General features: G+C 74.2%; 15 protein-coding genes and 1 pseudogene. 7 read left to right on the top strand and 9 right to left on the bottom strand.

Annotated features, from left to right (window positions below; translation table 11 throughout):
* Nucleotides 1-99: 99 nt before the first annotated feature.
* The 4 genes from ACGFIR_RS03225 (at nucleotide 100) to ACGFIR_RS03210 (ending at nucleotide 4,373) form a co-directional block, all read left to right on the top strand.
* The gene (locus ACGFIR_RS03225) at nucleotides 100-2,619 is read left to right on the top strand and encodes a DEAD/DEAH box helicase (RefSeq protein WP_393143730.1); all 2,520 of its coding nucleotides are present in this window, start codon (nucleotides 100-102) and stop codon (nucleotides 2,617-2,619) included.
* Nucleotides 2,620-2,709: 90 nt separating this feature from the next.
* A complete protein-coding gene (locus ACGFIR_RS03220; RefSeq protein WP_151453425.1) occupies nucleotides 2,710-2,916 on the top strand; it encodes a hypothetical protein in 207 nt (68 codons plus the stop codon).
* A 235-nt stretch (nucleotides 2,917-3,151) separates the two neighbouring features.
* Nucleotides 3,152-3,730, top strand: a complete 579-nt coding sequence (locus tag ACGFIR_RS03215; RefSeq protein ID WP_393000951.1) for a hypothetical protein — start codon at nucleotides 3,152-3,154, stop codon at nucleotides 3,728-3,730.
* A gap of 88 nt (nucleotides 3,731-3,818) precedes the next feature.
* A complete protein-coding gene (locus tag ACGFIR_RS03210) occupies nucleotides 3,819-4,373 on the top strand; it encodes a hypothetical protein (RefSeq protein ID WP_393142940.1) in 555 nt (184 codons plus the stop codon).
* Nucleotides 4,374-4,389: 16 nt separating this feature from the next.
* Here ACGFIR_RS03210 and ACGFIR_RS03205 read toward each other — a convergent pair whose 3' ends face one another.
* The 8 genes and pseudogenes from ACGFIR_RS03205 to ssd all read right to left on the bottom strand — a co-directional run bounded on the left by ACGFIR_RS03205 (nucleotide 4,390) and on the right by ssd (nucleotide 10,604).
* Nucleotides 4,390-4,845, bottom strand: coding sequence for a DivIVA domain-containing protein (locus ACGFIR_RS03205; protein ID WP_393142939.1), 456 nt, complete (start codon nucleotides 4,843-4,845; stop codon nucleotides 4,390-4,392).
* Nucleotides 4,846-5,218: 373 nt separating this feature from the next.
* Nucleotides 5,219-5,617: an Rv3654c family TadE-like protein gene (locus ACGFIR_RS03200; RefSeq protein ID WP_393000957.1), complete on the bottom strand. Its 399-nt coding sequence runs from the start codon at nucleotides 5,615-5,617 to the stop codon at nucleotides 5,219-5,221.
* Complete coding sequence (locus ACGFIR_RS03195) at nucleotides 5,614-6,012, bottom strand: TadE family type IV pilus minor pilin (protein ID WP_393142937.1); 399 nt, start codon at nucleotides 6,010-6,012, stop codon at nucleotides 5,614-5,616. The genes ACGFIR_RS03200 and ACGFIR_RS03195 overlap by 4 nt, the downstream gene beginning before the upstream one ends.
* Nucleotides 6,009-6,137, bottom strand: a complete 129-nt coding sequence (locus tag ACGFIR_RS03190; RefSeq protein WP_208418639.1) for a DUF4244 domain-containing protein — start codon at nucleotides 6,135-6,137, stop codon at nucleotides 6,009-6,011. Before ACGFIR_RS03190 ends, ACGFIR_RS03195 begins: the two co-directional genes overlap by 4 nt.
* Before the next feature lie 63 nt (nucleotides 6,138-6,200).
* Nucleotides 6,201-6,992, bottom strand: coding sequence for a type II secretion system F family protein (locus ACGFIR_RS03185; RefSeq protein ID WP_393142935.1), 792 nt, complete (start codon nucleotides 6,990-6,992; stop codon nucleotides 6,201-6,203).
* Nucleotides 6,992-7,807 (bottom strand): annotated as a pseudogene (locus ACGFIR_RS03180) (type II secretion system F family protein); the annotation flags it as partial. The pseudogene ACGFIR_RS03180 and the gene ACGFIR_RS03185, both read right to left, overlap by 1 nt.
* A 485-nt stretch (nucleotides 7,808-8,292) precedes the next feature.
* Nucleotides 8,293-9,504, bottom strand: a complete 1,212-nt coding sequence (locus ACGFIR_RS03175; RefSeq protein ID WP_393000963.1) for a TadA family conjugal transfer-associated ATPase — start codon at nucleotides 9,502-9,504, stop codon at nucleotides 8,293-8,295.
* The gene (gene ssd / locus ACGFIR_RS03170; RefSeq protein ID WP_393000965.1) at nucleotides 9,501-10,604 is read right to left on the bottom strand and encodes a septum site-determining protein Ssd; all 1,104 of its coding nucleotides are present in this window, start codon (nucleotides 10,602-10,604) and stop codon (nucleotides 9,501-9,503) included. The genes ACGFIR_RS03175 and ssd overlap by 4 nt, the downstream gene beginning before the upstream one ends.
* A gap of 215 nt (nucleotides 10,605-10,819) precedes the next feature.
* Here ssd and ACGFIR_RS03165 point away from each other — a divergent pair, with 215 nt between their 5' ends.
* The 3 genes from ACGFIR_RS03165 to ACGFIR_RS03155 all read left to right on the top strand — a co-directional run bounded on the left by ACGFIR_RS03165 (nucleotide 10,820) and on the right by ACGFIR_RS03155 (nucleotide 13,254).
* Nucleotides 10,820-11,353, top strand: coding sequence for a GNAT family N-acetyltransferase (locus ACGFIR_RS03165; RefSeq protein WP_393142933.1), 534 nt, complete (start codon nucleotides 10,820-10,822; stop codon nucleotides 11,351-11,353).
* A 117-nt stretch (nucleotides 11,354-11,470) separates the two neighbouring features.
* Nucleotides 11,471-11,935, top strand: a complete 465-nt coding sequence (locus ACGFIR_RS03160; protein WP_393142931.1) for a hypothetical protein — start codon at nucleotides 11,471-11,473, stop codon at nucleotides 11,933-11,935.
* 512 nt (nucleotides 11,936-12,447) lie between these two features.
* Nucleotides 12,448-13,254 carry an HAD family hydrolase gene (locus ACGFIR_RS03155; RefSeq protein ID WP_393000971.1) on the top strand — a complete coding sequence of 269 codons (807 nt, stop codon included), beginning with the start codon at nucleotides 12,448-12,450 and terminating at the stop codon, nucleotides 13,252-13,254.
* 19 nt (nucleotides 13,255-13,273) lie between these two features.
* On the opposite strand, the gene ACGFIR_RS03150 is transcribed toward ACGFIR_RS03155, so the two are convergent.
* A complete protein-coding gene (locus ACGFIR_RS03150; protein ID WP_393000973.1) occupies nucleotides 13,274-14,020 on the bottom strand; it encodes an oxidoreductase in 747 nt (248 codons plus the stop codon).
* Nucleotides 14,021-14,023 lie beyond the last annotated feature (3 nt).

The raw sequence follows: 14,023 nt of genomic DNA, 5'->3' as shown, positions 1-14,023 counted from the left end.
CGGCGGAGGCTTCCTCATACCCCGGCCCCCCGTTTTCCATCTCCGAACACCAGTGCGAGAGTGCAGAACGTGACCACCGACGGCTCGAGCTCGGCGCGCCTGTCGCCCCGCCACGACCCGGAGCCGTCCTCCGTCCCCACCGGGCGCACGCCCGCGGACCTGCTGGGCCGGCTGCGCGCCCGCACCGGGGCCGACCCCGTCACCCACGTCGAGCGGGTGCCGGCCCGAGTCGGCGAGCCCGCCGCGTGGCCGGACTGGGCTCCGGAGGAGCTGCGCACGGCGTTCGCCCGACGCGGCGTGGTCGCGCCCTGGCGGCACCAGGCGGAGGCGGCCACCCTGGCGTACGAAGGCCAGCACGTGGTGGTCGCCACCGGCACCGCGTCCGGCAAGTCCCTGGCCTACCAGCTCCCCGCGCTGGCCACCCTGCTCGCCGACCCCCGGGCCACCGTGCTCTACCTGGCGCCGACGAAGGCGCTCGCCGCCGACCAGTTGCGGGCCGTCGCCGCGCTTGAGCTGGAAGGGGTACGCCCCGCCTGCTACGACGGCGACACCCCACGCGCCGAGCGGGAGTGGATCCGGAAGCACTCGCGGTTCGTGCTGACGAACCCGGACATGCTGCACCACGGCATCCTGCCGGGGCACGCCCAGTGGTCCGGCTTCCTGCGCCGGCTCACGTACGTGGTGATCGACGAGTGCCACACCTACCGGGGGGTCTTCGGCTCGCACGTCGCGCACGTGCTGCGCCGGCTGCGGCGGCAGTGCGCCCGGTTCCGGAGCACGCCCGTCTTCGTACTGGCCTCGGCCACCTCAGGTGATCCGGCGACGGCGGCCGGGCGGCTCACCGGGCTGCCCGTCGCCGCCGTCACCGAGGACACCTCGCCGCGCGGCGGGGTGACGTTCGCGCTCTGGGAACCGCCGCTGCTGCCGCCGGACTCCGCCGCCGACCAGCAGGCGGATCTCACCCAGGTCCGCCGCTCGGCGCTGCGGGAGACGGCCGACCTGCTCGCCGACGCGGTCGCCGAGGGCGTACGCACGCTCGCCTTCGTGCGTTCCCGGCGCGGCGCCGAGGTGGTCGCGGCGAACGCCCGCCGATCCCTCGACGAGGCGGTGCCCGGCCTCGGCGACCGGGTGGCCGCCTACCGGGCCGGCTACCTGCGCGAGGAGCGGCGCGAACTGGAACGCGCGTTGCTGCACGGCGACCTGCTCGGCCTGGCCTCGACCAACGCGCTGGAGCTGGGCGTCGACCTGGTCGGCCTCGACGCGGTGCTGATCTGCGGCTACCCGGGCACCCGGGCGTCGCTGTGGCAGCAGGCCGGGCGGGCGGGGCGCTCCGGGCAGGAGGCGCTCGCCGTGCTGGTCGCCCGGGACGACCCGCTCGACACCTATCTCGTGCACCACCCCGAGGCGGTCTTCGGGCGGCCGGTGGAGGCGACCGTGCTCGACCCGGCCAACCCGTACGTGCTGGCTCCGCAGCTCGCCTGCGCGGCGGCCGAGGCGCCGTTGACCCCCGACGACCTGGCTCTCTTCGGCGACGGGGCGAAGGAGGCGGTGGACCAACTGGTGGCGGCGGGGGCGCTGCGGCAGCGACCCACCGGCTGGTACTGGCGGCACCGGGAGCGGCCGGAGGTGGACCTGCGCGGCGAGGGTGGCGCGCCGGTCTGCGTGGTGGAGGCGGCGACCGGGCGGCTGCTCGGCACCGTCGACGGCGGCTCGTCGCACTTCCTGCTCCACCCTGGGGCGGTCTACCTGCACCAGGGCGCCTCGTACGTGGTCGACTCGCTCGACCTGGCCGACGGCTGCGCGCTGGTGCACCCCGAGGAACCGGACTGGTCCACCCACGCCCGCGACGTCACCTCGCTGTCGGTGGTGTCGGTCCGCTCGTACGTGGACGCCGGCCCCGTCGGGCTCTTCCTCGGCGAGGTCGACGTGACCAGCCAGGTCGTGTCGTACCAGCGGCGGCGGATCGCCACCGGCGAGGTCATCGACACCCGCCCCCTGGACCTGCCGGCCCGGGAGCTGCGTACGGTCGCGGTCTGGTTCACCCTGTCGCCACAGTCGCTGACGGCCGCCGGGGTGGAACCCGCCGACGTGCCCGGCGCGCTGCACGCCGCCGAGCACGCCGCGATCGGCCTGCTGCCGCTCACCGCGACCTGCGACCGCTGGGACATCGGCGGGCTCTCCACGGCGGTGCATCCGGACACCGAGGCCCCGACGGTCTTCGTCTACGACGGGCACCCGGGTGGGGCGGGCTTCGCCGAGCGCGCGTACGGGACGGCGGCGACCTGGCTGCGGGCCACCCGCGACGCGATCGCCGAGTGCGGCTGCGAGGCCGGCTGCCCGTCCTGCGTCCAGTCCCCGAAGTGCGGCAACGGCAACAACCCGCTCTCCAAGCCGGACGCCGTCCGGGTGCTGGACGTGGTGCTCGCCAACCTGCCCGACGCCGTGCCGGCACCCCGCCAGTCCGACGGTCCCTCCCACTTTCCCATTCCGGGGGAACGCGCCGCTGCGGACGATGCCGCCACCAGCGGCCCCGAGGGCTCGGGCGGCTCCCGCTCCCCGGTGGTCGCGGAACCGCCTGCCGGGGAGGCCCCCGTCCCGGGTCGCGGGAAGCAGGCATAGAACCTCTTCTCCCCGGGCATCAAGGGCGTGGGAGCGCTTCCATGCAAGTTCGCGGATACCCAGCTGCCCTTCCCGCCCGAAGGAGGAGTCGTGGCCGACACCATCGCCGAGACCGTCGACCTGCTCTACACGATCGACCAGGAGAAACTCACCCTCGACCAGCAGATCGCCCTGGGCTCCGCGCTCGCCGGGCTGGCGCAGGCCGAGCGCCTGGAGCAGATCAACGAGCGGCTGCGCAGCATCCACCAGGTCCTCAACGCGTGGGCGCTGAAGGCGACCGTCGACGGCGGGCGCTGAGCCCGGTGCACGCGGACCGCCCGTTGCGGCTGCCGATGCGTGCGACCCTGTTGCGGTGCCGGTGCTTGGCTGACCGGATTGCGAGTGGCGGTGCCTAACTGAGCGGGTTGCGGTGCCGGTGCCTGCCTGACCGGGTGGCGGAGCCGGGCGGGGCTGCGGGTGGGGCCGCGTGACCTGTGGGCGGCAGCGCGGTTGAAGCTGTGCGACACTCCGGCGACCCCTCGAAGGAGAACCCATGCAGCCCGACAACTTGCAGGCCCAGCAGCAGTTCCACATCCGGCAGCGGATCCGGATGATGGTCAACCAGTACGAGGTGCACTCCGTCGCACCGGACGGCTCGGAAGGTGGGCTGCTGGCGTTCGCCCAGCAGAAGCGGCTCGCCTTCAAGGAGCAGGTGACGATCTACACCGACGACTCGAAGCAGCAGCCCCTGCTCGGCTTCAAGGCCCGCCAGCGTCTCGACCTCGGCGCCACGTACGACGTGACCGACCACGCCGGCAGCCCGATCGGCCTGTTCCGCAAGGACTTCGCCCAGTCCCTGCTGCGGTCCACCTGGCACGTCGAGCAGCCCGGCCTGCCGCAGGTCACCGGCCAGGAACGCAGCATGCCGGTGGCCCTGCTGCGCCGCTTCGTCGACTCGCTGTCCTGGCTGCCCTACCACTTCGACTTCGTCGCCGGCGGTCAGCCGGTCTTCTCCGTCATCAAGAAGTGGGGCCTGCGCGACCGGTACGTCGTCCAGATCCACCAGCCGCAGGTCGACCGCCGCCTCGTGATCGCGATGGCCATCGCCCTCGACGCGCTCCAGGGACGCTGATCCGTCCGGGCCGGGGTGTCGACTCCCGGCACCCCGGCCCGAGCACGACCCGAGCCCGGCATGGCGAGGGGTCATTAGGCTTGCCCGCATGACAGATCCGATGCCCGACACTCGTTCGGCTCGTCAGTTGGTGCGAGCCTCCGACGACGTGATCGACGGCATCACGCAACAGGTGCAGTCACCACCAGGCCTGCCGAACCCGATCCGGAACCCGATCACGACAGCGGTATGGGCCTTCCTTTTCACCTGGCCGCCGACCCTCGTCGTGCTTGTGGCCGCGACAGTCGCCGTGCCTTCGCAGACCAACGACGCTGGCGTCGGTACGGCAGCGATCTGGGCGCTGGACATCGCCCTGCTGATCGCGATCGCGGCGTCGGTCAGCACGATCTGGCAGCGCGGCCCCAAGCCCGGACCGGACGGCACGGCACAGCCAATTCAGCGGGTTCTGCTGCGCGTGGCGGCCCAGGCGCTGCTCACCGGTGCCTGCGGCTGGCTGGTGCTGGCGCTGCACGGGCTCGCCACCGGCCAGATCGTCTCGTTGGTGGTCGCGCTCATCGTCGTGCTGAACCTGCTGCCCGTGACCGCCGCCCGGCTGCTGCGCCGGGGTCGCGGGCGCAGCGGGACGCCGCCCACCCGGGCCTGAAACACTCGCCGCCGCGCTACCCGCCCTCGCCGCCAGCGATCCGGGCCGCCTCTTCGCGCGCCCGGTTCACGATCGTCTCCGCCTCCCGCCGCGCGGTGTCGACGAGTTCCTCGGACTCACGCCGCGCCTCGTTGCGGTGGTCTTCCCCCTGTTTCTCCGCGAGCCTGAGGATCTGTTCCACCCGGTTGCCGAGACCACTGAGCGTGGGCCGCGTCTGATCCTGCCACCGTTGCTCCGCGGCAGCCGCTCTCTCCGCGGCCGTCATGGAAGTCGTCAACCAGGCGTCCCCGTCAGGGTCGACCGTGTTGTCCCCCGTTGGAGCGGATCCCGCTGTGCCGACCAGGGACAGGCCGACACCGAGCACGGCGACCGCGACGCCGGGCCAGGCGGCGTCCGCGCCGAGGGACGAGCCGACGGCGACGCCGACACCCAGCCCGAAAAGGATCGCAGCGGTCCTGACCGGCTTTCTCATGGAGCCTCCTCCAGCGGTGCGGTCGGAGCTGAGCTTCCTGTTCCCAGGATGGCGAGCGACGTCCACCCCGAACGACATCCCTCCGCACGAGCCAGCGGGTGAGGCAGGGGCCACCCCAAGGCGGGTGGGAGCCCATTTCCGTGCCGTCTGTGCGACCGCCCCTCCGGTTGGCGGGTTGATCACCAACCCCGCTGGTCGTACGAAGATCGCCGTCGTGCCGTTGCCGCCCCGTTGGCGTCTACAATCAACGGAGATCGCCCGTCGTGCCGTAGCCGCCCCGTTGGCGTCCACAATCAACGAAGCTCGGCTGCCGGGACGGTAAGCCTCCGCTCTGCGCAGCCCGGCGGTCTGGGGCCTGGTGCGCAGCAGGGGTTCAGCCGCGCACCGGGCCGGCACGGGCACTGGCCGTCGCCACCCGCGCCACCCTCGACAGTGGGTTGACGGCAACCTCCACGGTCACCAGGACATCGAGACCGTCGAGCCGACAGGCGAGCAGCCGGCCACCGTTGGCGGCGGCGATGTCGGCCGCCCGCCCGCAGGCGCCCGCCTCGCCCCACAGCCCACGGCCCGCACCGGCCAGCGCGGCGAAATCCGCCGCCACCCGGGCCTGTTGCCGGGCGGCCCGGGCCGCGCCGACGGCGGCACCGAGCGACCCGACCAGGACGAACACCAGCCCCACCGCGAGCAGACAGACGGTCGCCCCACCACGCTCCCCCGCGCTGCCGCCTGAGCCTCGGGCCGACCGGTCTCCGAACCACCGGCGCCCGCTCACCGTCCACCCGCCGGGGCACCCGGGGCAGGTGTGGCAGCTCCCGCGACCCCGGGTTCGAGGGCCGCGACCGCCGTGGCGGTCACGGCGATCCGGGGCAGTCGGGAGCCGAGCGCGCGTACGGGCGCCCGGACGGTGGCGACGACCCGCTGTCCGTCGACGGTGACGGTCACCTCCGCTCCCGGCGGGGCCACACCGCTGGCTGCGGCGTCCCCGTCGGCGCCCCGGGAGGCGGCCAGCGCCGCCTCCCGGGCCGCGTGGAGGCAAGATGCCCTCGTACCGACGGCGTTGACCGCCGACAGCCCGCCGAGCAGGAGCAGCAGGAGCGCCGGCAGGCCGGCCGCCAGTTCGGCGGTGAAGGAACCCCGGTCGCGGCCGGCCGACCGGCGCCCGCTCACTTCAGTGCCCGGTCGATGACGGCGGTCAACGCGGACTGCACGTTGCCCGAGGTCAGCACCTTCAGCAGAATCCCGGCGAAGGCGACGGCCGCCAGGGTGCCGACGGCGTACTCGGCGGTGTTCATTCCCGCGTCCCCGCGCAGGCGGGCAAGCAGTTTGCGCACGTTCTCGTCCTTTCTCGGAGATGGTCAGAGCACGTCGCCGAGGACGGCGACGATCACCGGCACCAGGCCGGCGAGAATGAAGGCCGGCAGGAAGCAGAGCCCCAGCGGCAGGACGATGAGCACGCCGGCCCGGCGGGCGGCCGCCTCCGCGGCCGTGGACCGGTCGGCGCGGAGGTCGTCGGCGAGTCGGGTCAGCGCGCCGGCCAGCGCGGCTCCGCTGTTCGCGCTGCGCAACACGGCGGCCGTCAGCCGCTCGGCCCCCGGCACCGCCGCGAGCGGAGCCCACGCCTCCTCGGGGCCGCCGCCCAGCCGCAGCAACCGGCCGACCCGGGCGAGCCGGTCGGCGAGCGGTCCGTCCAACGCCCCCGCCACGGCCAGGATCGACCTGTCCACGGGCGCTCCCGCCCTCATCGCCGCCGCCAGCAGATCGGCGGCGAGTGGAAGATCGGCCGCCTCCCGCAGCCGCCGGTTCCGTACGGCCGGAGGCTCGATGCGGCGGAGCAGCCGGTCGAGCAGCAGTGTCGTCGGCACGGCCGCCACCGCCCCGGCCACTCCGCCGACGACGACCACGACCGCCACGCCGCCCAGGCCGGCGGCGACGCGGATGGCGTCCGGTCGCCGGCGGCGGGACACGGCGTCGTCGGGGGCGTCGCCCGCGGCAGCGACCGGTCGGCGGGGCAGGGCCGCCGGGTGTACGCCGACGGGCGCCCTGCGCAGGGCACGCAGACGCCGCAGAGGGCGCCGGCCCGCCGCGAGCATCACGGCGAGCAGGGCCGCCGCCGCCACGAAGCCCACCGCCAGCGCCACCCGGGGCATCAGCTCGCCCGTCCCGGCGCCGCACCGAGTCGCTCGGCCCAGAACAGTCCCGCGACCTGGAGCGCGATGGCGACGACCGCGCACGCGCCGCCGACGGGGGTGTGCAGCAGCACGGCCACCGGATCGACGCCGATGCCGTAGCCGAGCCCGATACCGCCGAGCGGCAGAACGGCGAGCAGCAGGGCGGTGGCTCGTGCCCCGGCCGCCTGTGCCTCCGCCCCAGCCAGCCCACGATCGGACGCGCGGGCGTCCGCCTCGATCCGCTCCAGCAACTCGGCCAGCGGAGCGCCCGTCTCGTCGGCGAGGCGCACGGCCGCACCGGCCAACCGGTCCAGGCGTCCCACCCCGCCCCGATCGTCGTCCGCCGCCTTGCTCCCCGGGATTTCGCCGCGCTCACCCGAACCCGTCTCCGCCCGCGACTGTGGGACTCCGTCGGTCCCCGCCGCGCCGGAAGTGAGCCGCTCCGCGGCGACCGGTACCGGCAGGCCGGCCCGAAGGTCCGCGGCCAGGCCGCAGAGCTGGTCCAGCCGATGCCGACGGGCCCGGACGGCGTGCTGGCCAGCCTTCCGTCGAAGCAGTGCGCGGACGATCAACGTGCCGTAGGTGCCGACGGCCACCGCCGCGACCGGGCCGGCCAGCAGCAGGCCGGCTCCGGCACCGACCGACGCGGCGAGCAGCAGGGCACGCCTCGGTGACTCCGTCAGCAGCTCCGACCGGAGCCACCTCGCCCGCAGCCCTGCATCGGGCGGTTCGCTCGCCGCCCCGGGTCGACGGAACGGGGCAGCTGTCGGGGCGGGCGTTCCACCGGGCCGTCGGGCGTCCCGCCGCGCAGGTGGTCGGGCCCGGCCGGGGTCTCCGTCACCGGGGCGGACCGATCCCGCTGGTCGCGCCGCGCCGGGGTCGTCTCCGGCAGACCAGGGCCAGGGCGACCGGCCGGCCGCGTTCCACGACGACCACCGATCCCCACCAGCCGGTACGCGTCCGCCGCCGAGACCGCCGCCGGTCGGAGTAACCGAGCCTGCCGGTGGCTGCCGAAGGTGGGCCCTGGGCTCGTCGTACGCATCGCGGCGGGGGTACGCAACGCCTCCGTCGACGCGCACGGCAGGGGTCATCGGGTCGCGATCGGGTGTACGACGCAGTTCGGCGATCCAGTCGACGAGCGGGTCCTCGGCGGCGCGCACGTCTCCCCCGATGCCGGCAACCAGTACGCCCCGCAGGCCCCGACCGCCCCGCACCGCCCCGGCCACCAGCACCGCCGCTGCGAGGGCCGAGAGCAGCGCCACCAGCGCGAACGGGGTGCTCACTTCGGTCCCGCCGATCCGGGCCACGGTTCGGTCAGGACCGGCGGCACCGGCACGGCCCGTTCCCGCAGCAGTGCGGCGAGCGCCGGGGCGGCGAGGTCGAGCCCCCGACCGCGTACCCAGGCGGGGACTGCGGTGACCAGCCGATCGGGGCCCTCCGGCAGCAGCAGGCAGATCGATTCCAGCACCCGGCCCTCGGCGCTCCGGCGTACCTGGAGCAGCACCTGGAGCGCGGCGGACACCTGGGCGTGCAGCGCGGGCCGGGGCAGCCCGCCGAGCATCCCGAGGGCCTCCAGCCGCGCCGGCACGTCCGACGGGGCGTTGGCGTGCAGGGTGCCGGCGCCTCCGTCGTGGCCGGTGTTCAGGGCGGCGAGCAGATCGACCACCTCACCGCCCCGGCACTCGCCGACCACCAGCCGATCGGGCCGCATCCGCAGGGCCTGCCGCACCAGGTCGGTCAGCCCGACCGCGCCGGAGCCCTCCACGTTGGCCGTCCTCGCCTGCAATCCGACGACGTGTGGGTGCCGGGGGTGCAGCTCGGCCGCGTCCTCCACCAGCACGATCCGCTCGGTGCCGGGGACAAGCCCGAGCAGCGTGTTCAGCAAGGTCGTTTTGCCCGAGCCGGTGCCGCCGGTCACCAGGTACGCCAGCCGGGCCGCCACCACGGCGGAGAGCACCGGCGCCACCGGTCGGGGAACCGTCCCCTGGCTCACCAGCTCGTCGAGGGTGAAGGGCCGCTGCCGGAAGGTCCGCAGGGACAGGTAGGGCCCGTCGGTCGCCACCGGCGGCAGCACGGCGTGCAGCCGGGTGCCGTCGGGGAGCCGGGCGTCCGCGTACGGGGAACCGTCGTCGAGCCGTCGGCCGGCGCTGGCGGTGAGCCGCTGCGCGAGTCGGCGTACGTCGTCGACCGTGCCGAGCGGCACCGCCACCTGGTGCAGGCCCCGTCCCCGGTCCACCCAGACCCGCACGCCGTTCACGAGTACGTCGGTGACCTCCGGGTCGGCCAGCAACGGGGCGAGCGGACCGGCTCCCACCAGATCGTCGTGCACCTGGTCGGCCATCCGCAGCACGGCGGTGTCGCCGAGAACGGCGGCGGTCGGCTCCGCCCGTACGGCTGACACGATCGCGGCGGGGGTGACCGGCGCCGCCGCGGCCGCGATGCGCTGGCGCACCCGCGCGGCGAGGGTGTCACCCTCGGACGGCCCGGTCATGCCGCACCCGCCGCCGGGGTGCCGGTCAGCTCGGCGACGATCCGCTGGCAGAGCGCGGCCAGCGGACCCCGACCGTGCGCGGCCGGGGCCTCGCCCCGCTCCAACCCACGGGCCAGCGCGGGTTCCGGGCGCAGCGTGCCGGCCAGCGGCAGCGCGAGTGCCCGGGCCACCTCCGCCGCCCCGAGGCGGCCCGGTGCCGGGCCGCGCACGATCACGGACATCGCGGCGCAGTGCGGTGCGGCGGCCGCCACCACCCGGGCCGCTGCGGCGGTGGCCCGCAGCTCGGCGGGGACCACCACGTAGACCTGGTCCGCCGCCTGCAACGCGGTCACGGCGGCGTCGTCCAACTGCCGGGGCAGGTCCACCACGACGAAGTCCCGGCCCCGACGCGCGGCGTCGACGGTCGCCGCCATCGCCTGGGCGGGAAGGGCGAGCAGGTCGCCCCGGTCCCAGGAGAGGACCACCAGGTCACCCCGGCTCGGTAGGGCCCGCACCAGCGCCGGCGCGTCGACCCGGCCGTCGGCGCCGGTCAGCGCCGGCCAGCGCAACCCCTCCAACTGTTCCCAGCCGAGCACCAGGTCGAGGCCGCCGCCGAGCGGGTCGGCGTCGACGAGCAGGGTACGCAGCCGAGCCCGGGCGGCGGTGACGGCGAGCCCGCCCGCCAGGATGCTCGCTCCGGCGCCGCCCCGCCCGCCCAGGACCGCGACGATCTGCGCGCCGCCCCGCTCGACGCCCTCCGGTCCACACTCGGCGAACCGGTCGACCAGCCAGGGCTCGGCGGCCGGCAGCGTCGCCACGTGCTCCGCGCCGATCAGCTCGGCGACCTGCCAGCCGGGATCGAGCTCCCCGGACCGGCCGACCAGCACCATCCGTGGCCGCTGCGGCAACCGTGCCCGCAGGCAGGGCTGAGCCTGGTCGGCGCCGACCAGCACCAGCGGAGCGGGCAACCAGCGGGTGCGGGCCGCCGCCGGGTCGGCGGCGAGTTCCACCTCGACGCCGCCCGCCGCGGCGAGCCGGAGCAGGTCGTCGAGCAGATCACCGTCCGAGGTGACGAGCAGCGGCAGGGGCCGGTGCGGTGGAACGGAGGTACGGGGTGGCATCGCGGCCTCCAGCGGTCGGGCTCGGGGTTGCTGACCCGAGACCCTGCTCCGGAACCGCCCCTCGGCGCCGCCCGATCTCCACAGCCTGTGGATAACCGCAGGCTCTGTGGACAACGCCCGCCGCGCGAGTCGATCTGCTATGGGCTCCGACGGTCGCGCTCGGCGTCGGCCGCAAATTGGTTTGGATGACCATGCCGGCCCTCCGACAATGGCGCATGAGCATCACCGTCCCGACCGCACAGGCCTGGAACGTGGGCCTGGCCCTCGTCGGCTCCACTGCGGCGACAGACCTGCTGCGGGACTACTACACCGAGGTCAGCAACCGCTACCACCAGCTCCACCTCGGCCGCCCGTCCACGCCTCGGGAGATCGAAGAGGGCCTTGCCGCCGCTCCGAGCGATGACCTCGCCCCGCCAACCGGACTGTTCCTGCTCGCGCGACACGGCGACGACCCGGCCGGCTGCGTGGGTCTGCGGATACTCGACCCGTACACCGCCGAGTTGACCCGGATGTTCGTGCGCCCCGCGCTGCGGGGCCTGGGCGGCGGCGCGCGGCTGCTGGTCGCGGCGGAGAGTCTCGCGCGTGACCTGGGCGCGGAACGAATCGTGCTCGACACCCGTCTCGACCTGGTCGAGGCCCGTGCGCTCTACTTGCGGCACGGCTATGTCGAGATCCCGGCATACCACGACGGCACGTACGCGGAAATCTTCTACGAGAGGAGACTGCCGTCCAGCTCGAACAAGAAGTAGGGCAGGCGACCAAGGTGGTCATGACCTGTGCCTTCCGGAGACGGACCCGGGCGCGGCGACCGGATCCGCCCGACGAAGATCAGGACTTCTCGGCCGTTGGTTTGGCAGAGTGACGCCGTGAGTGATGGGCACGGCCTGGACGAACCCGGCACCGACCAGCCGTCAGCGACGACTCTGAGAATCGCAAGGCAGCTGGCACAGGAGTTGGCGGCGGTGGCGACTGTGGAGATCGACGACTGCAAGGGCGGGATATCGGTCAGCGTCACACCGCGCAATCCTCGTGCTCGCGCTTTCGGCTGGGCGGAGTTCTCCGATCAGCTCATCCTTCAGGTCGGCGACTACGGCGGCCGATGGGAACTGGGCGCTGGTCCCGAAGACGTCGCTCTGCTTGAAGACATCACTCGCTCGGTGATCGCCGGCAGAGTTCGGGAGGTGTTCGCTCCGGGTCGCTCGGCCATCTCGGTCCTGCTCGCCGATGGAACCGTGGAGACCGAGATCGGAGGCGAAGCGCCGGCCGGATGCCTGCCGCTACCCTTCTGGCGGCGTTGGTCCCGCAGCATCCAGTACGCCCCGTACAGGTAGTGGCGCTCCAGCGTCGTGCTGCTCCCCTTCGACAAAGCGGTCGTCAACGACGCTCAATCGTTATACGCACACCCCGGACGACTACGCCCATCGGGTCCGGCTGACGTTCGCTGACTCCGCCTGGCACCACGCCGCGCCAGCCGGGGCGAGGCCCATCCACCTGCACAAATAGGCACGCGGGAAAGGGACGACCCCCGTCGGGGGGAGACGGGGGTCGTCGAAGGTTCGGCTCCGGGGGGGTCGAGCCGAACCCGCTCAGCGGTCGCGGGGGGTGCAACCGCCGAGGGTCTGCCTGTTGTACGAGATGTGAACGCTCGTCGCGTCGACAAGTCTGCCTGAGCGAACGTGTATACGTCGAGTGGTGCCGCCCCCACTCCCCGCGAAATAAATTTCGCAGAGTGTGACTCTCGTCACTGTGCGCGAGGGTGGCGGGGGCTCGGCCCGCAGCTCCGAGGGGTCGTTGGGCCCCGGGCACCCGCCGACCATAGACCATCCGGCTAGACTTTCGCGCCGTGGGCCGAAGTGCCGCTTTCTTCGATCTGGACAAGACCGTCATCGCCAAGTCGAGCGCCCTGGCGTTCGGTCGGCCGTTCTACCGGGACGGCCTGATCACCCGGCGTGACGTGGTCAAGTCGGCGTACGCGCAGCTGATGTTCCGGCTGGGCGGCACCGACGAGCAGACCATGGCCAGGACAAGGGACTACCTCGCCGCGCTCTGCAAGGGCTGGCCGGTGGAACAGGTCCGCCAGATCGTCGCGGAGACCCTGCACGAGCTGATCAACCCTTACGTGTACGCCGAGGCCGCCGCCCTGATCGAGGAGCACCAGGCCGCCGGCCGGGACGTCGTCCTCGTCTCCGCCTCCGGCGAGGAGATGGTCCGGCCGATCGGCGTACTGCTCGGGATCACCGATGTCATCGCCACCCGGATGGGCGTGGTGGACGGCCGCTACAGCGGCGAGGTCGAGTTCTACGCGGCCGGCCCGAGCAAGGTCGACGCGGTCGGCGAGCTGGCCGCGGAACGCGGCTACGACCTGGCCGACTCGTACGCCTACTCCGACTCGTACAGCGATCGGCCGCTGCTGGAGTGCGTCGGCCATCCGTCGGTGGTCAACCCGGACCGGCAGCTGCGCAGGCTCGCGATCGAGAACTCCTGGCCGGTGCTGGAGTTCCGGCACCCGATCCCCCTGGGGCGGCGGCTGCGCGAGCGCCCGGCCGTCCCGGTCGCGGCGGCGGCGCTGGGTGTGGGCGTGGGTGTCGCCATCGGCATCGCCTGGTACGGCCGCCACCGCCGCACCCGCACCACCCCCACGCCCGCCTGAGCCCGCCAGCCGGGGACGGTCAGGACGCCGCGAGGATCTCGTCGCCGATGGTGGTGAGCTGGTCGGCGCCGACCTCCACCGCCGCCATGTAGTGGCGCAGCCAGGAGCGCAGGCCGTCCGGGGTGCCGGTGGCGAATGCTCCGGCCGCGCCGACGTACTCGGGCTCGCGCTCGTGGTGACCGACGTCAACGGCGAGCAGGCCGCGCGGGTCGAGCCCGCTGGACAGCAGCACCAGCCGGGCGGCGCCCCGGGCCACCACCCCGGACGGCCCGGCGAAGGGGCGCAGGTTGAGCAGTTCGCCGTGGACGACGGCCGCCAGCACCAGCGGCGAGACCTTCGTGCCGCCGGCGACGAGCCCGGCCAGCCCGTCCAGGCGGGCGGCGACGACCGGGTCGGTCACCGGACGGCCCAGTTCGGCCTCGCCGACGACGTCGCGGGCGGCGAGCACGTGCAGCTTCGCCAGCGCCTGCCGGGGCGCCTTCGGCCAGAGTTCGGTGAGGCCGGGCAGCGCCCCGGCGACCCGCAGCGCGCCCTGGACCACGGGCTCGGTCACCGTTCCGGCGCGTACCGCCTCGCGGTCGCGGGCGTACCCCTCCAGGGCGGCGCTGGCCACCGCGGACCGGAGGCTGACCTCGGCCGCGACCTGGCCACCGTGCCGGCGCAGCGCGCGGTGCCCCAACGCCTGGTCGAACCGCTCGCGGGCCCGCTCGACGGCGGAGGCGATGTCGGCGAGCGCGAGCAGCGGGGCGAGCGGGTCGGCGGTCACCCC

The sequence above is a fragment of the Micromonospora sp. NPDC049051 genome (assembly GCF_043197575.1).
Lineage (GTDB): Bacteria > Actinomycetota > Actinomycetes > Mycobacteriales > Micromonosporaceae > Micromonospora.
The sequence above is the reverse complement of the archived record's forward strand: the minus strand, read 5'-3'. Positions and strand labels throughout refer to the sequence as shown.

Excerpts from the sequence above, each read along its gene's own strand:
- ACGFIR_RS03165 (WP_393142933.1), top strand. The coding sequence starts at position 10,820 with ATGAGCATCACCGTCCCGACCGCACAGGCCTGGAACGTGGGCCTGGCC.
- ACGFIR_RS03215 (WP_393000951.1), top strand. The coding sequence starts at position 3,152 with ATGCAGCCCGACAACTTGCAGGCCCAGCAGCAGTTCCACATCCGGCAG.
- ACGFIR_RS03190 (WP_208418639.1), bottom strand. The coding sequence starts at position 6,137 with ATGAACACCGCCGAGTACGCCGTCGGCACCCTGGCGGCCGTCGCCTTC.
- ACGFIR_RS03185 (WP_393142935.1), bottom strand. The coding sequence starts at position 6,992 with ATGCCCCGGGTGGCGCTGGCGGTGGGCTTCGTGGCGGCGGCGGCCCTG.
- ACGFIR_RS03175 (WP_393000963.1), bottom strand. The coding sequence starts at position 9,504 with ATGACCGGGCCGTCCGAGGGTGACACCCTCGCCGCGCGGGTGCGCCAG.
- ACGFIR_RS03205 (WP_393142939.1), bottom strand. The coding sequence starts at position 4,845 with ATGAGAAAGCCGGTCAGGACCGCTGCGATCCTTTTCGGGCTGGGTGTC.
- ACGFIR_RS03210 (WP_393142940.1), top strand. The coding sequence starts at position 3,819 with ATGACAGATCCGATGCCCGACACTCGTTCGGCTCGTCAGTTGGTGCGA.
- ssd (WP_393000965.1), bottom strand. The coding sequence starts at position 10,604 with ATGCCACCCCGTACCTCCGTTCCACCGCACCGGCCCCTGCCGCTGCTC.